At 69.4% G+C, this 22,065-nt stretch carries 20 protein-coding genes; 10 read left to right on the forward strand and 10 right to left on the reverse strand.

Annotation, left to right across the window (positions count from 1 at the left end; genetic code table 11):
• Window positions 1–23: 23 nt before the first annotated feature.
• The 3 genes from AACL56_RS32985 to AACL56_RS32995 form a co-directional block, all read right to left on the reverse strand.
• Window positions 24–1,481 (reverse strand): glycerophosphodiester phosphodiesterase family protein, encoded by a 1,458-nt coding sequence (locus AACL56_RS32985; protein ID WP_339094741.1) that lies wholly within the window; start codon window positions 1,479–1,481, stop codon window positions 24–26.
• Between the two features lie 212 nt (window positions 1,482–1,693).
• Window positions 1,694–2,470 (reverse strand): class I SAM-dependent methyltransferase, encoded by a 777-nt coding sequence (locus AACL56_RS32990; protein ID WP_339094743.1) that lies wholly within the window; start codon window positions 2,468–2,470, stop codon window positions 1,694–1,696.
• Window positions 2,471–2,474: 4 nt separating this feature from the next.
• Window positions 2,475–2,996, reverse strand: a complete 522-nt coding sequence (locus tag AACL56_RS32995) for an O-acetyl-ADP-ribose deacetylase (protein ID WP_339094744.1) — start codon at window positions 2,994–2,996, stop codon at window positions 2,475–2,477.
• 76 nt (window positions 2,997–3,072) lie between these two features.
• Here AACL56_RS32995 and AACL56_RS33000 point away from each other — a divergent pair, with 76 nt between their 5' ends.
• Window positions 3,073–3,369, forward strand: coding sequence for a hypothetical protein (locus AACL56_RS33000; protein ID WP_339094746.1), 297 nt, complete (start codon window positions 3,073–3,075; stop codon window positions 3,367–3,369).
• Window positions 3,370–3,398: 29 nt separating this feature from the next.
• Here the strand turns inward: AACL56_RS33000 and AACL56_RS33005 are convergent, their stop codons facing one another.
• Together AACL56_RS33005 and AACL56_RS33010 are read right to left on the reverse strand one after the other, a co-directional pair.
• On the reverse strand, window positions 3,399–4,850 hold the full coding sequence (locus AACL56_RS33005) for a GTPase/DUF3482 domain-containing protein (protein ID WP_339094748.1): 1,452 nt from the start codon (window positions 4,848–4,850) through the stop codon (window positions 3,399–3,401).
• Window positions 4,847–6,274, reverse strand: coding sequence for a DUF2868 domain-containing protein (locus AACL56_RS33010; protein WP_339094750.1), 1,428 nt, complete (start codon window positions 6,272–6,274; stop codon window positions 4,847–4,849). The genes AACL56_RS33005 and AACL56_RS33010 overlap by 4 nt, the downstream gene beginning before the upstream one ends.
• 439 nt (window positions 6,275–6,713) lie before the next feature.
• Here AACL56_RS33010 and tssE point away from each other — a divergent pair, with 439 nt between their 5' ends.
• Window positions 6,714–7,301, forward strand: coding sequence for a type VI secretion system baseplate subunit TssE (gene tssE, locus AACL56_RS33015; protein ID WP_339094752.1), 588 nt, complete (start codon window positions 6,714–6,716; stop codon window positions 7,299–7,301).
• 65 nt (window positions 7,302–7,366) lie between these two features.
• Window positions 7,367–9,247, forward strand: coding sequence for a type VI secretion system baseplate subunit TssF (gene tssF / locus AACL56_RS33020; protein WP_339094754.1), 1,881 nt, complete (start codon window positions 7,367–7,369; stop codon window positions 9,245–9,247).
• Window positions 9,248–9,256: 9 nt separating this feature from the next.
• Here the strand turns inward: tssF and AACL56_RS33025 are convergent, their stop codons facing one another.
• Complete coding sequence (locus AACL56_RS33025) at window positions 9,257–9,847, reverse strand: TetR/AcrR family transcriptional regulator (protein ID WP_339094756.1); 591 nt, start codon at window positions 9,845–9,847, stop codon at window positions 9,257–9,259.
• Between the two features lie 81 nt (window positions 9,848–9,928).
• On the opposite strand from AACL56_RS33025, the gene AACL56_RS33030 reads away from it, so the two are divergent.
• Complete coding sequence (locus tag AACL56_RS33030) at window positions 9,929–10,357, forward strand: VOC family protein (protein ID WP_339094758.1); 429 nt, start codon at window positions 9,929–9,931, stop codon at window positions 10,355–10,357.
• 6 nt (window positions 10,358–10,363) lie between these two features.
• On the opposite strand, the gene AACL56_RS33035 is transcribed toward AACL56_RS33030, so the two are convergent.
• On the reverse strand, window positions 10,364–12,232 hold the full coding sequence (locus AACL56_RS33035; protein WP_339095317.1) for an ABC transporter ATP-binding protein: 1,869 nt from the start codon (window positions 12,230–12,232) through the stop codon (window positions 10,364–10,366).
• A gap of 21 nt (window positions 12,233–12,253) precedes the next feature.
• Window positions 12,254–13,222 (reverse strand): LysR family transcriptional regulator, encoded by a 969-nt coding sequence (locus tag AACL56_RS33040; protein WP_339094760.1) that lies wholly within the window; start codon window positions 13,220–13,222, stop codon window positions 12,254–12,256.
• Between the two features lie 111 nt (window positions 13,223–13,333).
• Between AACL56_RS33040 and AACL56_RS33045 the strand changes: the two genes are divergently transcribed.
• A complete protein-coding gene (locus AACL56_RS33045) occupies window positions 13,334–14,173 on the forward strand; it encodes a DODA-type extradiol aromatic ring-opening family dioxygenase (protein WP_339094761.1) in 840 nt (279 codons plus the stop codon).
• A 43-nt stretch (window positions 14,174–14,216) separates the two neighbouring features.
• On the opposite strand, the gene AACL56_RS33050 is transcribed toward AACL56_RS33045, so the two are convergent.
• Entirely contained in the window at window positions 14,217–14,948 is a 732-nt protein-coding gene (locus tag AACL56_RS33050; protein ID WP_339094763.1) for a FadR/GntR family transcriptional regulator, read from the reverse strand.
• A 143-nt stretch (window positions 14,949–15,091) separates the two neighbouring features.
• On the opposite strand from AACL56_RS33050, the gene AACL56_RS33055 reads away from it, so the two are divergent.
• Genes AACL56_RS33055 through AACL56_RS33075 form a run of 5 tightly spaced genes read left to right on the forward strand, consistent with a single transcriptional unit; the run spans window position 15,092 to window position 20,423 of the window.
• Window positions 15,092–15,970, forward strand: a complete 879-nt coding sequence (locus tag AACL56_RS33055; RefSeq protein WP_339094765.1) for a fumarylacetoacetate hydrolase family protein — start codon at window positions 15,092–15,094, stop codon at window positions 15,968–15,970.
• Window positions 15,971–16,002: 32 nt separating this feature from the next.
• Entirely contained in the window at window positions 16,003–16,995 is a 993-nt protein-coding gene (locus AACL56_RS33060; RefSeq protein WP_339094767.1) for a tripartite tricarboxylate transporter substrate binding protein, read from the forward strand.
• Entirely contained in the window at window positions 16,995–17,492 is a 498-nt protein-coding gene (locus AACL56_RS33065) for a (2Fe-2S)-binding protein (RefSeq protein ID WP_339094769.1), read from the forward strand. Before AACL56_RS33060 ends, AACL56_RS33065 begins: the two co-directional genes overlap by 1 nt.
• Window positions 17,489–19,672, forward strand: a complete 2,184-nt coding sequence (locus AACL56_RS33070) for a xanthine dehydrogenase family protein molybdopterin-binding subunit (protein WP_339094771.1) — start codon at window positions 17,489–17,491, stop codon at window positions 19,670–19,672. The genes AACL56_RS33065 and AACL56_RS33070 overlap by 4 nt, the downstream gene beginning before the upstream one ends.
• Window positions 19,673–19,727: 55 nt before the next feature.
• Complete coding sequence (locus AACL56_RS33075) at window positions 19,728–20,423, forward strand: molybdate ABC transporter substrate-binding protein (protein WP_339094773.1); 696 nt, start codon at window positions 19,728–19,730, stop codon at window positions 20,421–20,423.
• Window positions 20,424–20,529: 106 nt separating this feature from the next.
• On the opposite strand, the gene AACL56_RS33080 is transcribed toward AACL56_RS33075, so the two are convergent.
• Entirely contained in the window at window positions 20,530–21,993 is a 1,464-nt protein-coding gene (locus AACL56_RS33080) for a glycosyltransferase family 2 protein (RefSeq protein WP_339094775.1), read from the reverse strand.
• Window positions 21,994–22,065 lie beyond the last annotated feature (72 nt).

Here is a 22,065-nt window from a genome sequence, read left to right on the forward strand (position 1 = left end):
CGGCCCGCTGCTGCCCCGCGGGCTCAGCGGCCGGTTTCCTTCAGGTACGTCGCGCGCGCCGCAAAGGCGGTGTTGGCGAAGTCGGAGAACACGCCGTCGATGCCCGCGCGGAAGTACGCGAGGTACTCGGCCGCCGGGTCGCCCTTGTACACGCCCGCGAGGTACTTGGCTTCGTTGCGGAAGGTGTAGCTGTGCACGAAGAGGCCGGCCTTGTGCGCATCGGCGATCAGCGCCGTGGGCTTGATCGTGTTCACGTCGGCCAGGCCCTTGCCGGCGACGAACGGCACGACGGTGTGCGCCATGACCTGCGGCTTCCACGGGCCGATGCCGTCGGCATAGGTCTTGACCTCGGCCAGGCCGGCGGGCGTGAGCATCTCGCCGAACCACTTCGGGTTGCCGGCCAGCGTCCAGCTGTAGGGGCGGCCGTCGACGAAGGTGTAGTCGTCCTTCGTCACGTAGATCATCTCGCCGGTCTCGTAGTTGACGTCGTTGCCGTCCACCAGCTGCACCGCACGCGCCTTCAGGCCGGCCGAGCGCAGGTACTTCAGGCTCTCGGGCTCGAAGCTCTGCACGATGATCGGCGCGTCCTTGTCGTTGAGCTCGTTGAAGTTCATGATCTTGAGCAGCGCGTCTTCCAGCGGACGGCTGCCCTTCGGGCCGCAGCCGTTGGCGATGGCCTGCGCGTTGTTCCAGATCGGATTCTTGGTCTCGGGATAGACGATGAGCTTGCGGCCGGTGGCAGCGCTCTTGGCCTTGGCGATGTCGATGACCTCCTGGAAGCTCAGGATCGGCAGCTTGCCGTTGAGGTCGGTCGGGCGCTGGTCCTTCGCGTCGTAGGTCGTGCCGCGGATCCACTGGCGCAGCTCGTCCATGGTGAAGTCGGTGATCGACCAGTCGTTGGTGTGGTCCTCGCCGTCGACCACGAGCGACTTGAGCACCGACTTCGGATCGGCCGGGTCGGTGAGGTCGCTCTTGTACTGGGCCGGGCCGTTCTCCGGAATCGCGGGATAGGTCACGTTGACCAGCACCGGCGGCACGGTGCGCTTGCGGCTGGCCACGTCGGGGTTGGTCAAGGCGACATCGGCCACATTGGTGTTGTCGCTGAGCCAGGGGTTGTGGCGCGCGACGAGCACGCAGTCCTTGGTGAGGTGCAGGTCGGTCTCGAGCGAGTCGGCGCCGGCGTCGGCCGCGGCTTCGTAGGCGGTCTTCGTCTCTTCCGGATACAGGCCCGGCAGGCCGCGGTGGCCGATGACGAGCGGCACGGCGCCGTCGAGCGTGCCCAGCGGCGCAGGGGCCGGCGGTGCAGGCGCAGGTGCCGGTGCGGGCGCCGGTGCCGGCGGAAGCACCGGGAACGCGATGCCACCGCCACCGTTGCCACCGCCGCAGGCGGCGATCACCAGGCAGCCGCCGACTGCGGCGATCGCGGCAATGGCAGCCCGAACCGGGCGGGGGGCGGATGCTGGAACGCTCGTCTTTGTCATGTTGTGTATTCGAGTGGTTGCAGGAAAGAGATCGGAGCCGCCGGATGCTAGGTTTGGCCCATGACGGCACGGTGACCGGTCTTCTTCGTTTTCTTCCGTTGCTTTTGCAATCGCTTCGAACGACTCGCATGCCACTGGCGGTGGTCTGCAGGCAGGTCCTGACAACCCGGTCCGCCGCGCGAGATGCGCACGCCCGCCTGCCTGTCTACCCTTCAGCTTGCGGCGCGCGTACCCACGAGCACCGGCTGGAAGAACGCGTCGTCGATGCGCCGCACGTCCTGCAGCCCTGCCTCGCGCATGAACTCGCACAGCCGCGCGGTGGATATCGCGTAATAGCGCGATCGCATGACGCGCGTGTGCACCGCCTGGGTGGCGAGGTCTTCCGTGACGAAGAAGAACCCGAGGTCGTAGTGCGCGCCCCGGCCGTCGTCGTCGAAGTCCCACACCTGGAACAGCACGTGCCGCAGGCCGTTCTCGACGCGCGCGCCGTAGTGCTTCACGATGTTGGTGCCGCGCGCCTCGCTGGCGTAGTCGCGCACGCTGACCACGCAGCCGCCGCCGGGACGCAGGCAGGCCGTCATCTGGCGGAAGGCGGTCAGCAGGTCGTCGTCGGTCTGCAGGTGCGGCATCGAGTTGTCGCAGGACATCACGATGTCGAAGCCGCCGCCGTGGTGCGTGTGCGCTTCGCGCATGTCGCACACGGCGAAGGCGATGTCGAGCCCACGAGCGCCGGCCTCGCTGCGCGCGCGTTCGATCTCGCGAGGGGAGAGGTCCGAGGCGGTCACGTCGTGGCCCTGCGCCGCCAGTCCGAGCGCCTGCGTGCCGATGCCGCACGACACGTCGAGCACCTTGCGGCGGGCGCCCTGTCCGGGCCATTCGGCCTCGATCAACCGCGAGAGCTTGCCACCCTGCAGGCCGATGCTCTCGTTCCAGTCGGGATAGATGAGGTGGTAGAGCGGGGCGAGCTCGTCGTAGAAATCGTCTGTCATGCCCTCATTGTGCGGAACCGCCGCCAAGGGCCGCTTCGTACACCGCCAGGTCGGCCGCCGAGAAGCAGCAGAACACCACGTCCTCGATGGGTGTCTCGGCCTGGAGCACTTCGCGCACCGTGCGCACTGCGACCGCGGCGGCCAGCTCGATCGGATAGCTGTAGATGCCGGTGCTGATGCTCGGGAACGCGATGCTGCGCACGCCTTGCGCGGCGGCGATCGCCATCGACTGCCGGTAGCACGACGCAAGCAGCGCGGGCTCGCCCGACGTGCCGTTGCGCCACACCGGGCCGACGGTGTGCACGATGAAGCGGGCGGGCAGCCGATGGCCTTTGGTGAGCTTGGCGTCTCCCGTCCTGCAGCCGCCCAGCAGCCGGCATTCGTGCACGAGTTCCGGGCCCGCTGCGCGGTGGATCGCACCGTCGACTCCGCCACCGCCGAGCAGCGACGAGTTGGCGGCGTTGACGATGGCGTCGACCTGCAGCGTGGTGATGTCGGCGCGCAAGGCGCGAAGGGTGGGTGTCATGGCGTGGCCTGTCGCGGGAGGTCGACGCGCGATCATGCCGCGTCGGCCGGACAATCCGTGCAACCGCTTACGCAACATGCCCCGATCTCCAGCAACTGCTCTCGTCGGTCTCGGACTGGCCCTCGTTTCCCTCGCCGCCTCGGCTTTCTTCTTCTGGGTCTGGTACGGCCGCTACCTGAGCCGAGACTTCAACGAGCTCGGCCGCTTCTATGACGCCGAATGCCAGTGCGTGTACACCACGGCCGGCATGGTGTGGGTAATGCCCGCGGTTGGATTCCTGCTGATGGGCATCGTGCTGCTGGCACTCGGAGTCCGCCGCGCACGGGCCCGCAAGGCGTTGGCGGCACAGGCCTGTTCGTCGCGTCCCGGCTGAAGCTGTCGGATTGCGCGGCCTGGCAATGGTCAGGCGGGCTCGAAGGCGCGCAGCAGCGCCTGCGACAGGTCGGCGGCGAGCGCTTCGCGTTGCGGTGATGCTCGCCAGAAGATGCGTGCGGCTGCATTGCCGCCGGCTTCCCAGTCCGGGTGGTTGCGCGCCGGTTGCGCGGCGCGTACCGCGGCTGCGATGGCCTGCGAAAGTGTGTCGTTCACGACGTCTTCGGACGCACCTTCAGCCGCAGCGCCGGCGCTGATGCGCTGCGTGGCCGCATGGCCACGCAGCTCCAGCGCCTGCGTGAGCTTCAGTTGCCACGCCACCAGGGCGAACAGCACGCCGTCTTCGACGGTGAGCTCGTGCATGTCGCGCAGCTTGTTCGCCAGCTTGCGTCCGAGCGGCCCCCACCCCTGCGAGACCGCACCGCCGATGGCACCGCCCAGCGCCGCGCCGGTGCCCAGCGAGATGCCCGCCATTGCCAGGTCGGCCACCACGCCCACCGCCGCGCCGATGACCGCGCCCTTGCCCAGCCGCAGGCCGGCGTCCTTCATGGCCTCGGGGTTGAAGAAATCGAGCGCCCAGCGGCCTTCGATCATGGGCAGCGGCGCCTCGTCGGCGTCACCCTGGCGAAAGCCGTAGAGCGCGAGCAGGTCGTCCGTGCAACGCTGGGCCTTGTCGAACACCGTTTTCTGCAAGGCGGTGACGAGCGCCTGCCGGCGCGCTGCGTCGGCGAATTCGGTGGCGGGCACCGTGCGGCGCACCGCCGCTGCATCGACCAGCAGCTCGGCGATGCGCGCGCAGGCCGAGCGGCGCCGCTGCGCGGCCTCGGTGTCGAGCGCGTCGACCACGTGGCGCAGCAGTTCGCGGCGCTCGCGCAACAGGGTGGCAAGGTCGTTGTACAGGTCGCGTTCGGCGCCGACGAAGGGCGCCGCCGCGTCGAAGCGCACCTGCACGTGCAGGCCGTAGGCAGACAGCAGCTCCTTCCAGGCCGGCTCGCGGCTTGCGGCGTCTCGCACGAAATTCAGCACCGGGAGCACCGGCCGCGCGCAGGAGTTGAGCAGCTCGATCTCGTCGCGGAACTTGGGCAGCACCGGCTCGCGCACGTCGATGACGAGGAACGCGGCATCGATCTCGAGCATGGTGCGCAGCACCTTGGCTTCCTGCTCGAAGACGCCGTGGGCCTCCGGCCCCTGAAGGAAACGGCGGATGCGTTCAGGCGGCGTGGCCTGCGAGTCGGCGCCAGCAAAGTGTTCGCGCAACGCCACAGCGTCCTCGAGGCCGGGCGTGTCGAAGAAGCGCACCGCGGCCGCACCATTCACCTCGAGGTCGGCCGATTCGACATGGCGCGTGGTGCCGGGACGGTCCGACACCTCGCCGAAGTTCACGCGACGGGTGAGCGTGCGCAGCAGCGAGGTCTTGCCGGCGTTGGTGTGGCCGACGACGGCAATGCGGATGGGAGCCTGTGCCTGCGGTCGTTGCGTCATGGCGTGGCGACTGCGTCTTGCAGCGCGGTGTCGAGGCGGTCGCTGGCCGCGACGCGTTGCAGGCCGGTGTCGCTCAGCCAGTCGAGCCAGCGCCGCACGGCGCCTTCGTTCGGCGCTTCGGCGAGCCACAGGCGGCATTCGCCGCAATGGGCCAGCACCTCGCGCAGGAAGCGTTCGGTGCCCCGGTCGGGGCTCGAGGCGGCATGGCACACCAGCAGCACGGTGCGCGGCTGCACGCGCGCCAGCTGGTCGAGCAATGCGCGGCGGGCGGGTGCGCTGCCGTCGATGCGCTGCACCTGCAGCACGTCGGGGCCGGTTGCAGGAAGGCCAGACAAGGCGGGCGGCGGCCAGGGCGTGTCGGGCGGGAGTTCAAAGCCGATCACGAAGAGCACGTCGTGCAGTTGCGCCTCGGCAAGGCCTTCGGGCGTGTCGGGGCGCGTGCGGCCTGGATCGGCATCGACGATGGCCGCCGGGGCCAGCGCGGCGAAACGGCCGAGCAGCTTGCGGTAATAAGGCTCGCGCCAGTCGGGCTGCAGCGCCTTGCGGCGTGCGCGCCACATGGCTGCGCTCCACAGGGTGAGCACCGCGCGCGGCAACAGGCCGTAAACCACGATGCACCCGGTGAGCCACAGCGCCCAGGTGCGCTGGCCGCCGTGGTCGATGGCGCCCATGGCACCAGGAGCCGCCATGACCGTGGCTGCGTCGGGCACCGGAAAACCGAGCTTCGCCGGCAGCCAGCCCAGCGCGTGCACGGCACGCACGAAGAAAGCGGGCTCGAGAATGGTCGTTTCCCAGCTCAGCGTGTAGCTTCGGAACGCCAGCGCGAACAGCATGGCAGCCAGCACCACCGCGAACGAGAGCGACCAGATGCCGTGGCTGACCATGCCGAAGGCCCACGGCAGCAGCCTGGCGCGCGCCACGAGCCCGGTGGCCGCGCGCACCAGCAGCGGCGCCTGCCCGCGCTTGCCGCCGGCCACGCGCGCGGTCAGCGAAAGCCAGATCCGTCCGAACGAGGCGTTGCCCGTGAACCGGAGCGGCATCCAGAGGCCCGCAAGCCACAGCAGCAGCGTGAGCGCATGCACGCCGAGCAGGCTCACGAGCGCAACGATCACATTGATGTGCCGGTCGCCTGCGCCCGTCACGCTGCTGGCGAGGCCGAGGCCTGCGGTCACGATCAGCGCGATCATCGCCAGCAGCACCCACGGCGCCCACTGGCGGGCGCGGTCGAGTTCCTGCAAGAGGCCGATGCGCTCGCCCAACTGACGTGCGCGTTCGGCGATCTGTGCGGGGCCGTCGGCATGCCATGATGCGGCAGCGCGCATCGCCGACGTGTCGTCGAGCGGGCCGTTCTGCTCGGCCCATCGCACCGCCTCGGTCGTCACCGCATCCGAAAAAGCAAGATCGCGCAACGCGGTGTTGGTCAACAGGGTCCCTTCGCAAATGACGAGGCCCCGCACGGTGCCGGGGCGCACAAATTATGCCCGGCGACCACGAGAAACGGGGCCGCAAGCGGCCCCGTGCAGTGGGTGGGGAAGGAACGGCGCAGGCAGCGCGCGCCCGGCTTCAGCGCAGGCCGAAGAACGAGAGCACTGCGACCACGACCACGACCAGACCGACGATGTAGATGATGGAATTCACGCGAGGACTCCTTTGTGTTGAATATGTGTTCAGCTTCGTCGCATGGCGGGTGGCGGACTGTCGGCAAGGGGCGGCGTGTGCTGTAGGACTCGCAAAGCGCAAGACCCATGACTTTTCCCCGCGCTGAAGCCATTTCTTTCGGCAGTCTGAGAGATGTGACCATTGTTTGCAGTGGCCGACGCGCGTCCGCGCAAGACTCCGCGCCTCTTCTTCGAGGCCGAGTCCATGCAATCCATCGATCGCTTTCCCTTTGCCGGCGCCGATCCGGTCCACCCCGGCGCCCGCGCATCCCGCGCACAGGAGGGCGCTGCGGCGCGTCCCAACGCACATCTGCTGCCCACGCTGTTCGACCGGCTGCGCGACGAAGCGCCGAGCCAGGCCTCGGAGTTGCCCTCGGCCTACACGGTGAGCGCGAGCCAGATGCGCGACATCGTTCAGCGCGATATCGGGTTTCTCCTCAACACCACCAACGCGGAAGACCTGATCGATCGCAAGCGCCACGCAGAGGCCGCATCGTCCACCGTGAACTTCGGCGTGCCGCCGCTGGCGGGCAGCTACCTGTCGGAACGCAGGTGGACGGACATCGAACGCATCATCCGGCTCGCGGTGCTGCGCTACGAACCCCGGCTCATTCCGGCGTCCGTGTCGGTGGTGCCGCTCATGAAGGAAGAGGGCGGCGCCGGGGCCTGCAACGTGCTGCTGTTCGAGATCCGTGCGCTGATCGATGTGCAGCCCTATCCGCTGGCGTTCACGGTGCAGAGCGCCGTCGATCTCGAAACCAATCGCATGAGCGTGCTGCCGGCGGCGCGCTGAGATGCCGGGTCCGGCCCACACACTTCTTTTTCTTCTTCCTCGATCTTCCAGGGAACGCTAGCAACATGGACCCCCGACTTCTCGACTACTACAACAAGGAGCTGGTCTACATGCGCGAGGCGGCGGGCGAGTTCGCCGCGTCGCATTCGAAGATCGCACGGCGGCTGGGCATGCACGGCACCGAAGTGGCCGACCCCTACGTGGAACGGTTGATCGAGTCGTTCAGCTTCCTGTCGGCGCGCATGCAGATCAAGCTCGACGCGGAGTTCCCGCGCTTCACGCAGCGGCTGCTCGAAGTGCTGTATCCCAACTACCTGAGCCCCACGCCGTCGATGGCGGTGGCGCAGCTGCATCCGAGCGTGAAGGAGGGCGACTTCACGCGCGGCTTCGTGGTGCCGCGCGGCACGGCCTTCCATGCGCGCGTGCCTGCGGGCGAGGAAACGCCGTGCGAGTTCCGCTCGAGCCAGGACGTGACGCTGTGGCCCATCGAAATTTCCGAAGCCAGGCTCACGGGCGCGCCGCCCGACATCCCTGCGCTGGAGCGCTACCTGCCGCCACATGTGCAGGTGGCGGGCGCCTTGCGCCTGAGGCTGCGCATCGTGGGCGAGATGAACTTCGCCACGCTGGCCGGTCTCGACCGCCTGCCCGTCTACCTGCGCGGCAACGAGCAGGTCGCATCGCACCTGTTCGAGCTGCTGCACACCTCCGCCGTGGCCACCTTCACCGGCGAGCCCGGCAAGCTGGTGGACCGGCCGCATGTGGTGACCGAAGGCGCACTGGTGCACGAGGGCCTCGGGCCGGGCGAAGGCCTGCTGCCGCTGGAGTGGAACACCTTCCACGGCCACAACCTGCTGCACGAATACTTCGCATGCCCGGAGCGCTTCTATTTCTTCACGCTCACCCAACTGGCGCCAGGGCTCGCGCGCGTGCGCGGCAAGGAGGCCGAGATCGTCGTCCTGCTGGGCAAGCCGCCGGGCGCGCTGGGTCCGCTGGTCGACGCAGGGCAGTTCGCCCTGTTCAGCACGCCGGTGGTCAACCTCTTCGAGCGCCGCACCGACCGCATCGAGCTCGACGAGGCGCAGCCCGAGTTCCACCTGGTGCCCGACCGCTCGCGGCCGCTCGACTTCGAGGTCTACACGGTGCAGCGCATCTCGGGCCACCAGATGCAGACCACCGCGGCGCTCGAATTCCGCCCGCTCTACCAGACGCTCAACGAGGACGAGGGCAACCATGGCCGCTATTTCTCGGTACGCCGCGAGCAGCGGCTGGTGTCGAACACTGCGCGCAAATACGGCACGCGCACGCCCTACATCGGCACCGAGGTGTTCCTTTCGCTGGTCGACCAGCACGAAGCGCCGTATCCGGAGAGCCTGCGCTATCTCTCGGTGAAGGCGTTGCTCACCAACCGCGACCTGCCGTGCCTGGTGCCGCGCAACGGGCATGCCGACCTGGCGGTGTCCGATTCGGTGCCGGTGTCGGCGGTGGGGCTCATTCGGCCGCCGAGCACGCCGAAGGCGCCCTTCGCGCAGCGCGAGATCGCGTGGCGGCTGATCCGCCAGCTGGGCTTCAACCACCTGCCGCTGGCCGGCCTGCCGCACCGGGAGGGCGCGCAGGCGCTGCGCGACATGCTGCGGTTGTTCGTCACTTCGGACAACGGCGTGCTCGGCCGGCAGATCGACAGCATCGTGGGCTCGCGCATCGAACCGGTGACGCGTCGCCTGCCGGGCGCAGGGCCGCTGATCTACGGGCGCGGCGTGCAATGCACCTTGAGCGTCGACGAGGAGGGCTTCTCGGGCACCAGCCCCTACCTGCTGGGCCTGGTGCTGGAGCACTATCTCGCGCGGCACGTGAGCATCAACGTGTTCACTCAGACGGTGCTGGAGTCGATGCAGCGCGGCACCGTGGCCAGGTGGCCCGTGCGGATGGGCGGGCGCGGCATCGTCTGACGGCGTGCTTCAGCGCTTCGGTGCCTTCCTGACAGGCCCCAGCGCCTGCTCGACCAGCCATCGCATCGCCGCGCGGACCTCCTTCGCATCGGCGCCCCCTTCGATTTCCAGCGCGGCCCGGTCGAAGGCGGCAGACAGCAGTTGCGACAGTGCATCGACCGAGACTTCGCCGCGTCCCATGCCGGCGCGCTTCAGGCCTTCGCGCAGCGAGTGCGCCGCATTGGCGTCGTCGATCGCCATGGCCTCGGCCATGCCCAGCACGGCGGGGCCGTCGATCAGCAGCAGCCGCGTGCGGCCCGGCACGGTCATCGCCTTCAGATAAGCCTCGCTGCCTTCGAGCAGGGCCTCGCGCGGGCCCAGCCGTTCGGGCGTGGCGGCCTCGATGTCCGCGGCCACCGCCATCGCTTCGCGCGCCAGCACCTGGCGGAACAGGTCGCGCTTGTCGGCGAAGTGGTGGTAGAGCGCGCCCCGCGTGATCCCTGCGGCAAGCACGATCTCTGGCGTGGACGTGGCGCTGTAGCCCTTGTCGACGAACAGGCCGCGCGCGGCCTCCAGCAGCGCAAGCCGGGTGGTTTCGGTTCGTTCTCGGTTCGTGGCCATGACGGGTAATTTACATGCAGGCTGTCTGCAGTTAGCATTCAACATGCAGGCAGTCTGTATGTTTTTCGAAAGGACGAGACCATGAAAGTCACGAGCTACTACCCCATCGTCATGACCGGCAACGTCGCCGGCACCGCCGCCTTTTACCAGTCGCACTTCGGCTTCGTGCCGCTCTTCACCAGCGACTGGTATGTGCACCTGCAGCTGGAAGACAACCCCTCGGTGAACCTCGCCGTGCTCGACGGCAGCCACGAGACCATTCCGGAGGCGGCCCGCGGTCAGGTGGCGGGCGGGCTGCTGCTGAATTTCGAGGTGGACGACCCGGACGCCGTGCACGAGCGGCTGCAGGCGGCGGGCCTGCCGATCCTGCTGCCGCTGCGCGACGAGGCCTTCGGACAGCGGCATTTCATCACCCGCGATCCGAACGGGGTGCTGATCGACATCATCAAGCCGATCCCGCCGTCGGCCGAGTTCGCGCAGCAGTACGAACCCGGCGCGCTGCCGGCCTGAGGCCGCTCAGGCGCGCAGGGCCTCGTCCTCGTCCAGGCTGTCGCCCAGGAAGCCGCCGCTCTGGTGCGCCCACAGCCGGGCGTAGAGACCGCCCTTGGCCATCAGCGTGCGGTGGTCGCCTTCTTCGACCACGCGGCCTTCGTCGAGCACGATGAGCCGGTCCATCGCCGCGATGGTCGACAGCCGGTGCGCAATGGCGATCACCGTCTTGCCTTCCATCAGCGTGTACAGGCTCTGCTGGATGGCCGCCTCGACCTCGGAGTCGAGCGCGCTGGTGGCCTCGTCGAGCAACAGGATCGGCGCGTCCTTCAGCATCACGCGCGCAATGGCCACGCGCTGGCGCTGTCCGCCCGACAGCTTCACGCCGCGCTCACCCACGTGCGCCTCGTAGCCGCGCCGGCCGCTCGCGTCGCCCAGCGTCTGGATGAAGTCGTGGGCCTCGGCGCGCCTGGCGGCGGCCTCGATCTGCGGATGCGTCGCGTCGGGCCGGCCATAGGCGATGTTGTCGGCCACCGAGCGGTGCATCAGCGAGGTGTCCTGCGTGACCATGCCGATGTGGCTGCGCAGCGAATCCTGCGTGACGTGCGCGATGTCTTGCCCGTCGATCACGATCCGCCCGCTTTCCAGGTCGTGGAAGCGCAGCAGCAGGTTCACCAGCGTCGACTTTCCCGCGCCCGAGCGGCCGACCAGGCCGATCTTCTCGCCGGGCTTCACCGTGAGGTTCAGGTCGTCGATCACGCGCCGGCCCCCTTCGTCATCGCCCAGGCCGTAGCGGAAGCTCGCGTGCTCGAAGCGGACTTCGCCGCGCGGCACCGCCAGCACCGTGGCGTCGGCCGCGTCGAGCACGGTGCGCGGACGCGACAGCGTCTTCATGCCGTCCTGCACCGTGCCGATGTTCTCGAACAGGCTGGTCATTTCCCACATGATCCAGTGCGACATGCCCTGCAGCCGCAGCGCCATCGCCGTGGCTGCGGCCACGGTGCCCACGCCGACCGCGCCGTGCGACCACAGCCAGAGCGCCATGCCCGCCATCCCGGCCGTGAGGCCCATGCTCAGCGTGTGGTTGACGATCTCGAAGGCGCTCACCAGGCGCATCTGCCCGTAGCCGGTCTTCATGAAGTCGCGCATCGCGTCGCGTGCGAAGCCGGCCTCGCGCTGCGTGTGCGAGAACAGCTTGACCGTCGCGATGTTGGTGTAGGCGTCGGTCACGCGGCCGGTCATGAGCGCGCGGGCGTCGGCCTGCGCCTTGCCGACCTTGCCCAGGCGCGGCACGAAGTACGCGAGCGACGCGATGTACAGCACCAGCCAGATCACGAAAGGCCACACCAGCTGCGCGTCGAGCACGCCCACCAGGATGATCATCGTGGCCACGTACACGCCCATCGCGACCAGCACGTCGGCCAGCACGAACACGGTGTCGCGCACCGCCAGCGCGGTCTGCATCACCTTGGCCGTGATGCGGCCGGCGAATTCGTCCTGGTAGAAGGCCATGCTCTGGCCCAGCATCAGCCGGTGGAAGTTCCAGCGCAGGCGCATCGGCAGGTTCACCGCCAGCGTCTGGTGCTTGACGATCGTCTGCAGCGCCACCACGCCGATGCTGATCACGAGGAATGCGGCCAGCCACAGCAGCGTGTCGCCGCGCTCGGCCCACAGCCGCGACGGCACCTGCCCGCCGAGCCAGTCGACGACCCGCCCGAGGATCGCGAACAGCGCCGCCTCGAAGGTCGACATCAGCGCGGTCAGCAGCGCCATCACCGCGATCTTGCCGCGCACGCCATGCGTGCAGGCCCAGAGGAAGGCGAGGAAGCCCTGAGGCGGCAGCGCCGGCTCGGCGGCGGGGTAGGGCTGGAGCAGTTTTTCGAAGAAACGGAACAAGGACACGGTCTCCCAGAGAGCTCAGGACTTTAGCCGTGCCGGCATGACCTTGCCCCGAAAAGGTGCGTTCCGCGGCGCTTTCGCGAAAGCCTTGGCCGGCTCCCCGGTGCCCAGCCGCTCGCTCAGGAAGTCGATGAACGTGCGCAGCTTGGGCGACATGTATTGACGGCTCGTGTACACCGCGAACAGCGTGACCGGTGTCGCCTCGAACTCCGGCAGCACCCGCACCAGCCGGCCCTGCGCCAAATCGTCGTCGATCAGCCACAGCGGCATGAAGGCGATGCCCATGTCCGCATGCACCGCGTGCAGCGTGAGCGTGGTGTCGTCGGAGCGCATGGACGGCGCGAGCCGCAGCGCGAACATGCGCCCGCCCGGCCCCTTCAGCGCGAGGTTCTCCAGGTTGACGTAGCTCGGCACGATGGCGCCCAGCCGGGCCAGGTCGGCAGGCAGGGCGGGCGGGCCGCCCCGGCGCGCCAGGTAGGCGGGCGTGCCCGCAAGGAAGAAGGGCACGCGGCACAGCGGCCGGGCGATGAGCGCGGGCGAAGGCTCCTGCGTGGCGCGCAGTGCCAGGTCGTAGCCGTCGGCGGCGAGGTCGACCTTGCGGTTTTCCAGGTGCATGTCGACGAGCACCTCGGGATACTTCTCGCGGTAGTCGGCCAGCACGCGCGCGAAGCGCGGCGTCGCGCACCACACGGGCGCGCTTACCTTGAGCTGGCCGCGCGGCGTGTCTCGCGTCTGCCCGATGGCGGCCTCGGCCGCATCGAGCAGGTCGAGCGCGCGGCGGCTCTGCTCGTACCAGGCGGTGCCGGCCTCGGTCAGGCTCAGATGCCGGCTCGAGCGGTGCAGCAGCCGCGCGCCGAGCGATTTCTCCAGCTGCGCCACGTGTTTGCTGGCCATCGGCGCCGACAGGCCCAGCCGCTCTGCCGCAGCCACGAAGCTGCCGGCCTCCACCACTTCGCGAAACACCCGCAGGCTGGTCATCCGGTCCATGCAAACACCTTTCAAGATTTCCTGTGAGGAACTGATTCGATGCATCGTAGCCTGTCGATTTCTTTATAGGAAATGTCTACAGTCGATGCAAAGCCTTCAAGGAGCATCGACTTGACCCACGACGACACCCGCACAGCGCAATCGCGCCTGCCCACCTACTTCATTTCGCACGGCGGCGGCCCCTGGCCCTGGATGAAGAAGGAAATGGGCCCGACCTACGACCAGCTCGCCGCCTCGCTGGCCGACATGCCGCGCCAGATCGGCCGCACGCCCAGCGCCATCCTCATGGTGTCGGCCCACTGGGAGGCGCCGGTCTTCGCCGTGCAGGGCAACCCCAGGCCGCCCATGATCTACGACTACGGCGGCTTCCCGGCCCACACCTATGAGGTGCACTACGACGCGCCTGGCTCACCTGAGCTGGCGCAGCGCGTGCAGTCGCTGATCGCCGCGGCGGGCCTGCCGGTGCAGGTCGATCCCGAGCGCGGCTACGACCACGGCATGTTCTCGCCGATGGCCGCCATCTATCCGAAGGCCGACGTGCCGGTGGTACAGCTGTCGCTGCGCCGCGGGCTCGACCCTGCCGAGCATCTCGCGCTGGGCCGTGCCATTGCGCCGTTGCGCGACGAGAACGTGCTGATCGTCGGCAGCGGCCTGAGCTATCACAACCTGCGCAACTTCGGACCGCAGGCGCACGGCGTGTCGAAGGCATTCGACGAATGGCTCGACGCGACCGTGACCCGGGGCTCGTCGAGCGAGCGCAGCGCGCAGTTGCTCGACTGGGCGTCGGCACCCTCGGCCCGCATGGCGCACCCGCGCGAAGAGCATCTGATTCCTCTGATGGTGGCCGTCGGCGCCGCGGAGGCCGACGCCGGCGAGCGCGTCTATCACGAGGAAGCCTTCATGGGCGGGCTCGTGGTGTCGAGCTTCCGCTTCGGCGAAGCGGCCGCCTGATCGGGCGCAACGGACGCCAAAAAAACGAAAAGGCGCGACCGGTTCAGTCTTCGAACAGGTTGCGCTGGATCTGGTCCAGGTGCTGGACCAGCATGCGCTGCGCACCGGCTTCGTCGCGGTCGCGCAGCGCATCGACCAGCGCGCGGTGCTGCCGCTCGTACTGCGCGCGCCGCTCGCCGGTGAGCGACTTGGCCTTGAGCCGCCCCCATTCCCCCTGGTCGCGCACACGCTGCGTCAGCTCCAGGATGTGCACGAAGAAGCCATTGTGCGTGGCGACCGCCAGCGCCTTGTGCAGCTCGCCGTCCCAGTGTTCGAAGCCCTCGATGGTCTCGGCCGCCTCCGACTGCTCGATGCAGTTCTGCATCACCGCAAAGTCGGCGCCCGTGGCGTTGCGAACGATCAGCGACGGCATCAGCGGCTCGATCAGCCGGCGCGCGACCATCAGTTCGGCCGGACTCACGTTGACGTGAAGCGAGGGCAGCGCCGGCACGGCTTCGGCTGGCGCCGGTGCAGCCGCGCCTGCGGCCACGAAGGTGCCGCTGCCCACCGTCTGCGTGATCAGCCCACGCTCGCGAAACCCTGACAGCACGCGCCGCACCGCGCCGCGCGACGCACCGAAGCGCTCGCTCAGCTCGCGTTCGGCGGGCAGCTTCACGCCCGCCTGCAGCGCACCGCTGGCGATGCCCTCGCGCAGGTAGCGCGACAGCGCCTTCGCGCCCTCGGCCTTCGGCTGCAGGGCTGTCGATGCGGTCGCGTCCGCTGATGCTTCGCTCATTCACCGCCCCCGTGGGATGTTGTTAGCAGTACCAATTGGTCTGGATATTTGCGCAATTGGTATTGATGATGGTTCATTTTGGTTCTACATTGCGTTTCCCGCAACCGTCCTATTCTGCCGTCGCGACGACGCCTTCCATTCCCATGAAATTCGCATCCGTTTCCATTGCCGATCGCGCCGTTCCCGTGCTGGTCGATACGCAGGCCGAGCGCTTCTGGCCGATCGCCGAGCTGGTGCCCGGCTTCGGCGGCGACCTTGTCGACCTGATCTCCGGCTTTGCCGACCTGAAGAACCAATTGGTCGCCAAGGGCGAAGGCCAGCCACTGGCCGGCGCCAAGGTGCTGGCGCCCGTCGCGCATCCCCGGCGCAACATCTTCTGCGTGGGCAAGAACTACGCCGAACACGCCGCCGAGTTCAGCAAGTCGGGCTTCGACAGCAGCGCCAAGGACGGGGAGCACGCCCCCGAGGCGCCCGTGGTGTTCACCAAGCCCTTCACATCGGTGATCGGTCCCGGCGACGTCATCCCGCCGCATGCGGACGTGGTGAAACAGCTCGACTACGAGGCCGAGCTCACCATCGTCATCGGCAAGGGCGGCCGCGGCATCAGGAAGGCCGACGCGCTCGACCATGTGTTCGGCTACACCATCGTCAACGACGTGACCGCGCGCGACCTGCAGAAGCTGCACCGCCAATGGTTCCTCGGCAAGGCGCTCGACGGCTTCTGCCCCATGGGCCCGTACCTGGTGACGGCCGACGAGTTCGACGCCGCCGACCTCGACGTGAAGTGCTGGGTCAACGGCGAACTGCGCCAGAACGCCAACACCGCGCAGCTGATCTTCGACATCCCGACATTGATCGAGACCATCTCCGCCGGCATCACGCTCATGCCGGGCGACCTGATCGCGACCGGCACGCCGGCCGGCGTGGGCATCGGCTTCACGCCGCCGAAGTTTCTGCGCTCGGGCGACACGGTGCGCATCGAGATCGAGCACCTCGGCGTGCTGGAAAACACGGTCGGCTGACAGCGACGCCAGGAAAAAAAAGGAGACAAGCCATGTGGAAAAAAGAATCGGTGCGCGGGTTCGCCGCGGTGGCGCTCGCCGCCTTGTCGCTGGGGCAGGGCGCAGCCGCCCGCGCGGAGGACGCGTCGGGGTACCCTTCGCGTCCGGTGACCATCGTCGTGCCCTTCGGGCCGGGCGGCTCGGCCGACGTGTACGCGCGCGTGCTGGCCGAGAAGCTGGGCCGCGAGACCGGCAAGTCGTTCATTGTTGAGAACCGGCCCGGCGCGGGCGCGGTGATCGGCACGCAGTTCGTGGCCAAGGCACCGCCCGACGGCTACACGCTCCTGATGATGTCGAACACGCAGACCGTGAACGAATCGCTGCTGCGCCAGAAGCCCTACGAGCTCATGCGCGACTTCGTTGCCGTGGCGCCGGTGAACGAGGCGCCGCTGGTGCTGGTGGTGCGCTCGGGCCTGGCGCCGAAGACGCTGCCCGAACTCGTGCGGCAGGCCAAGGCCGCGCCCGGCAAGCTCAACTACGCGTCCTCGGGCACGGGCACGCCGTACCACATGGCCGGCGAGCTCTTCAAGAGCATGGCGGGCATCGACGTCGTGCACATTCCCTACAAGAGCAGCGGCGGCGCGCGCACCGACGTGCTCGGCGGCCAGGTCGACATGATGTTCGACGCGGTCAGCACCATGACCGACCTGATCGCCACCGGGAAGGTGCGCGCGCTGGCCACCACCGGCAAGGCGCGCTCGGGCGTGATGCCCGACGTGCCGACCATGGCCGAGCTGGGCCTGCCCGACTACACCGCCACGCTGTGGCTCGGCATCCTCGCGCCCAAGGGCACGCCGCAGCCGATCGTCGATTCGCTCAACCAGAAGATCGCCAAGGTCGTGCAGGACCCGGCCACGCGCGCGCTGTGGGCCAGGAGCGGCATCGACGGCATGACGATGTCGCCCGCCGCCTTCACGCAGTACCTGAACCAGGACATCGCGAAGTGGCGCAAGATCGTCGAGTCGGCCCACATCACGGTGGATTGATGGCGGGCGACGTGGCCGAGCCCGGCGCGGTTGCGATCGCGCTCACCGTGAATGGCGTGCCGCGCACGCTGCAGGTGGACCCGCAGCGCACGCTGCTCGACGTCCTGCGCAACGACCTCGGCCTGCGCGCCAGCCATTTCGGCTGCGGCGCCGGCGAGTGCGGCGCCTGCATGGTGCTGGTCGACGACCGGGCTGTGCCGAGCTGTGATATGCCGATGTGGTCGCTGGAGCACAAGCGCGTGCAGACCGTGGAAGGCCTGGGCACCCGCGCGGCGCCGCATCCGGTGCAGAGCGCCTTCATCGCCGAGCAGGCCGCGCAGTGCGGCTACTGCACCTCGGGCATGCTGGTGTCGGCGGTGGCGCTGCTGCAGCGCCATCCGCGTCCGGACGAAGCGCAGATCCGCGAAGGCATGGCGCGCAACCTGTGCCGCTGCGGCACGCATCCGCGCGTGATGCGCGCGATCGCCCGCGCGGCAACGACCGGAGCTGCTGCATGAGCGGCAGCGCGCCGGCAATGCCCGCAGCACCCGCATTGCCGGCGAGCCTGCAGGCCAACCCGCGGCTGTCGACCTGGCTGCGCATCGATCCTGCCGGGCATGTGGCCGTGCATTCGGGCAAGGTCGAGCTGGGCCAGGGCATCCTCGGCGCGCTGGCGCAGGTCGTGGCGGAAGAGCTCGACCTCGACATTGCACAGGTGCGCATGGTGCCCGCCGTCACCGGCACCAGCCCCGACGAGGCGATGACCTCGGGCAGCCTGTCGGTGCAGCATTCGGGCGCCGCGCTGCGCCATGCGTGTGCGCAGGCCCGTGCCATCCTGCTGGAGCGTGCGGCGGCGCTGCACGGCTTGCGGCCCTCGGCATTGCGCGTGGCCGGCGGCGAGATCCTCCACGGCAGCGAGCGCATCTCCAGCTACTGGGACATCGAGGCGGCGGACGGCCGGGCCCTGTTCGACGTGGACGCCGCGCCCGGCGCCACGCCCAAGCGGGCGGCCGACTACCGGATCGTCGGCCGTTCGCAGCCGCGCGACGACATCGCCGAGAAGGTCTTCGGCGAGTTCATGTTCATCCACGACATGGTGCTGTCGCGCATGGCACACGGGCGCATGGTGCGGCCGCCATCGCCGCACGCGCAACTCGTGGAGTGCCGCAGCGAACAGGTGAGCGCCTGGCCGGGCGTGCTTGCCGTGCTGCGCGATGGCTCGCAGCTCGGCGTGGTGGCCGAGACCGAATCCCTGGCCGAGCGGGCCGCGGCGCGCCTCGCCAGCCTCGCGGCATGGCGCGAGGCCGAGCGCCTGCCCGACGCGTCGGCGCTGCGGCCCTGGCTGCAGTCGCTGCCGTTCACGGCCGTGGAACTCGGCGCGCATTCCGGGGTGGAGGCGGCGCCGGCTGCGAAGACGGTGCGTGCTTCGTATTCGAGGCCGTTCATCCGGCACGCGTCCATCGGGCCTTCGTGCGCGCTCGCGCTGCACGACCCCGGCGACCCTGGTGCGATGCAGGTCTGGAGCCACAGCCAGGGCATCTACAACCTGCACAAGGATCTCTGCGTGGCCTTCGGCCTGCCGCCCGAGTGCGTCCGCGTGCAGTACGTGCAGGGCGCCGGCTGCTACGGCCACAACGGTGCGGACGACGTCGCCTTCGACGCCGCCTGGCTCGCGCGCGGCTGTGCCGGCCGGCCGGTGCGCGTGCAGTGGTCGCGCGCGGACGAGCTGTGCTGGTCGCCGGTCGGCCCGGCGATGGCGATCGACCTCGAGGCCGACCTCGACGCGTCGGGCCGCGTGGTCGCCTGGCGGCACCGGTCGTGGAGCCCGGGCCATGGCCTTCGGCCCGGCCGAGGGGCCACGCCCACGCTGCTCGGCAGCTGGTACCTGGCGCGGCCTTTCGAACGCGTGGCCTCGACCGATGCGCCGCGCGCGGCCGGCGGCGGAGGCGACCGCAACGCCGATCCGCTCTATGCCTTTCCCTCGTTCGACGTCGTCTGCCGGCGCGTGCTCGATGTGCCGATGCGCACCTCGGCGCTGCGAGCGCTCGGCGCCTTCGCGAACGTGTTCGCCATCGAGTCCTTCATGGACGAGCTCGCGCTGTGCGGCGGCACCGATCCGCTCGCCTACCGCGTCGCCCAGCTCGGCGATGCGCGGGCCGTCGCGGTGCTGCAGGCCGTGGCCGCGCAGGCCGGCTGGCAGCCTCGCGAGACGCCGGCCGGCGAAGGCCGCGGCCGGGGCATCGGCTTCGCGCGCTACAAGAACACCGGCGCCTACTGCGCGGTGGTCGCCGAGGTGGAAGTCGAGGAGCGCGTGCGCGTGCGGCGGCTTCACATCTCGGTGGACGTCGGCCTCGCCGTCAATCCGGACGGCGTGCGCCAGCAGATCGAAGGCGGCGCGTTGCAGGCCACCAGCTGGGCGCTGATGGAAGCCGCGCACTTCGACCGCATGCGCATGTGCGACCTGGGCTGGGAGGACTACCCGATCCTGCGTTTCCCCGACGTGCCGCAGATCGACGTGCAGGTGCTGCCGGCCGACGGCTTCGCCTCGCTCGGCGCGGGCGAGGCCTCGCTGGGCCCCACGGCCGCGGCCATCGCGAACGCGGTGTTCGACGCGCTCGGCGTGCGCGTGCGCGACCTGCCGATGCAGCCCGAGCGCATCGTGCAGGCCATGGAGGCCATGGAAGGCGCGCACGCATGAGCCGCGCGCCGTTGACGCACGGCCTTCCGATTTTCTCGACATCGATGGAACAACCATGAATCTGACCCTTTTCAGCGGCGGCGCCGCACAGGCGGTGGTGACCGGCCTGCAACAGGACTTCGAGAGCGCCAACGGCTGCACCCTCGCGCCGACCTTCGGCGCCGTCGGCACCATGCGCGACAAGCTGCTGGCCGGCGAGCCCTGCGACCTGCTCGTGCTGTCCGCCGCGCTGATCGACCAGCTCGCCGCGCAGGGCCATGTCGTGCCCGGCAGCGCGCGGGCGCTCGGCCCCGTGGCCACCGGCATCGCGGTGCGCGAAGGCACCCCCGAGGCCGCGGTGGGCACGCCCGAGGCGCTGAAGGCCACGCTCGCCGCGGCGCGCGGCCTCTACGTGCCCGACATGACCAAGTCGAGCGCCGGCATCCACATCGCCGGCATGCTGAAGGCGCTCGGGCTGGCCGAAGCGCTGGCCGGGCGCATCCACGAGTTTCCCAACGGCGCGACGGCCATGCGCGAGCTCGCGCGCAGCGAGGGCGAAGGCATGCTGGGCTGCACGCAGGTGACCGAGATCATGTACACGCCCGGCGTGCGGCTCGTGGGCGAACTGCCAGCGGCGCACGCGCTGAACACGGTCTACACCGCGGCCGTGTGCACCCGCGCCCAGGCGCCCGCGCTGGCCATGAAGTTCGTCGAATTGCTGGCCGGCGAAGGGACGGCGGCGCTGCGCCGGCGCAGCGGGTTCGGTATCTGAGCGTGCCTCGGCGTCCGGCGCCGGGGCTCATGCCGATGCGCGGACGGGCCGCGCAATGTGCCCGGCGCGCACGTCGACGCCGGCCCCGGGGCTTCGACCGGGGCCGTCAGCGCTGGTTGCGCTGAACCCCGTCGGCGTCGACCAGCCCGACGCGCGTCTGCCTTCCCCACGTGCCGCGCCCCGTCAGGAAGGTCCACCAGCCCCAGGCGGCGCCGGTGTGGCGCAAGATCTGGAAGGTGAAGGGCTCGACCAGCGCGGCGGCGAAGGCCTGGAGGAAGTTGGCCTCGCTGCTGTGGCCGATCCAGCGGCGGTAGAGGTACACCGACCACAGGTGGAAAGCCAGGTCGAGCACGATCTTCGCGCCGATCACGCCGGCGACCGGCGCCAGCACGCCGAGGTCGCCGCGCACCAGGTAGACCAGCAGCAAGGCGAAGGCGGCCAGGCCGTACAGCGGCTGCAGCGTGTCGATGGCCTTTACAGGCAGCATCGCGATGCCGAGCCAGCCGTAGCGCCGGTCGCCGACCATGGCGCGGTACCAGTACTGGGTCTGCAGGAAGCCGCCGAACCAGCGGCGGCGCTGGCGCAGGAAGGCGCCGGTGCTGCTGGGCGCGTCGGTGTGAGCCTGGGCATCGCCGAGCACGCGCACGGTCCACGGCAGGCCGTGGGCCTGGGCATGGCGGTGCAGGCGGTGGATGAGTTCGTAGTCTTCCACCAGGCAGTCGGTGTCGAATCCGCCCACGGCGCGCACCGCTTCGGTACGGAAGCCGGCGAAGGCGCCCGAGATGAGCAACAGGCCGTTGACCCGCATCCATGCATAGCGCGAGAGGAAGTTGCGGATGTACTCGTAGGTCTGGAACCACTGGAAGCAGCGCCCCGCCAGCGTGCGGCTGCACACCGGGGTGATGACACCGGTGGCGGCCACGAGGTTCGGCTCTTCGGTGAAGGCGCGGCGCACGGCGCCGATGGCCTGGCTGTCGAGCAGGGTGTCGCCGTCGACGGTGAGCACGGTGTCCGTGTCGATGCACAGGATGGCCGCGTTGAGCGCCCCGGCCTTGCCGCCGTGCGGGAGGCGCAGCCAGTAGAGCGACGGATGGGTGGCGCTGGCGGCGCTGAGTTCGCCCAACGGCGGTGCGACCAGGCCGTAGCGCGTGGCCAGCAGTTCGGCCGTGCCGTCGGTGGAGCCGTCGTCCGCGATCACGATGCGGTCGGGTGCGTCGCCCTGGCCGAGCAGGGCTGCCAGCGTGACGGGCAGCACGGCGGCCTCGTTGTGCGAGGCGACGATCACGCCCAGCGTGTTGCGTCGCACCACGGCCGCGGGCGACGGCGCGGGTCGGGGCCGCAGGATCGGCAGCGTCATCCAGGCGACGAACAGCAGCAGCACGGTGTCGTAGAGCACGTAGGCCACGCCTACCGACCAGGCGCGCACGTTGCCGATCTTGAAGGCCATGGCGAAGAGCAGGGCCCACAGCACGAGCACGCTGCCGTGGATCAGCCAGCTGCGCAGCGGCGTGCTGGGGGGAGACAGGCGCGGCGAGGCGGCCGCGAAGGCGCGATGAAGAGGATCGTTCAAGAGAAGGTGCCCGGGCGAACTGGTCGTTGATACGCAAAAACTCGGCCTGCGGTTTCGAAAATCCCGGGGCAA

This window comes from Variovorax paradoxus, assembly GCF_902712855.1.
Taxonomy (GTDB): domain Bacteria; phylum Pseudomonadota; class Gammaproteobacteria; order Burkholderiales; family Burkholderiaceae_C; genus Variovorax; species Variovorax paradoxus_Q.

Coding starts and splice junctions, on each gene's coding strand:
- AACL56_RS32985 (WP_339094741.1), bottom strand. CDS start 1,481: ATGACAAAGACGAGCGTTCCAGCATCCGCCCCCCGCCCGGTTCGGGCT.
- AACL56_RS32990 (WP_339094743.1), bottom strand. CDS start 2,470: ATGACAGACGATTTCTACGACGAGCTCGCCCCGCTCTACCACCTCATC.
- AACL56_RS32995 (WP_339094744.1), bottom strand. CDS start 2,996: ATGACACCCACCCTTCGCGCCTTGCGCGCCGACATCACCACGCTGCAG.
- AACL56_RS33000 (WP_339094746.1), top strand. CDS start 3,073: ATGCCCCGATCTCCAGCAACTGCTCTCGTCGGTCTCGGACTGGCCCTC.
- AACL56_RS33005 (WP_339094748.1), bottom strand. CDS start 4,850: ATGACGCAACGACCGCAGGCACAGGCTCCCATCCGCATTGCCGTCGTC.
- tssE (WP_339094752.1), top strand. CDS start 6,714: ATGCAATCCATCGATCGCTTTCCCTTTGCCGGCGCCGATCCGGTCCAC.
- tssF (WP_339094754.1), top strand. CDS start 7,367: ATGGACCCCCGACTTCTCGACTACTACAACAAGGAGCTGGTCTACATG.
- AACL56_RS33025 (WP_339094756.1), bottom strand. CDS start 9,847: ATGGCCACGAACCGAGAACGAACCGAAACCACCCGGCTTGCGCTGCTG.
- AACL56_RS33030 (WP_339094758.1), top strand. CDS start 9,929: ATGAAAGTCACGAGCTACTACCCCATCGTCATGACCGGCAACGTCGCC.
- AACL56_RS33040 (WP_339094760.1), bottom strand. CDS start 13,222: ATGGACCGGATGACCAGCCTGCGGGTGTTTCGCGAAGTGGTGGAGGCC.
- AACL56_RS33050 (WP_339094763.1), bottom strand. CDS start 14,948: ATGAGCGAAGCATCAGCGGACGCGACCGCATCGACAGCCCTGCAGCCG.
- AACL56_RS33055 (WP_339094765.1), top strand. CDS start 15,092: ATGAAATTCGCATCCGTTTCCATTGCCGATCGCGCCGTTCCCGTGCTG.
- AACL56_RS33060 (WP_339094767.1), top strand. CDS start 16,003: ATGTGGAAAAAAGAATCGGTGCGCGGGTTCGCCGCGGTGGCGCTCGCC.
- AACL56_RS33065 (WP_339094769.1), top strand. CDS start 16,995: ATGGCGGGCGACGTGGCCGAGCCCGGCGCGGTTGCGATCGCGCTCACC.
- AACL56_RS33070 (WP_339094771.1), top strand. CDS start 17,489: ATGAGCGGCAGCGCGCCGGCAATGCCCGCAGCACCCGCATTGCCGGCG.
- AACL56_RS33075 (WP_339094773.1), top strand. CDS start 19,728: ATGAATCTGACCCTTTTCAGCGGCGGCGCCGCACAGGCGGTGGTGACC.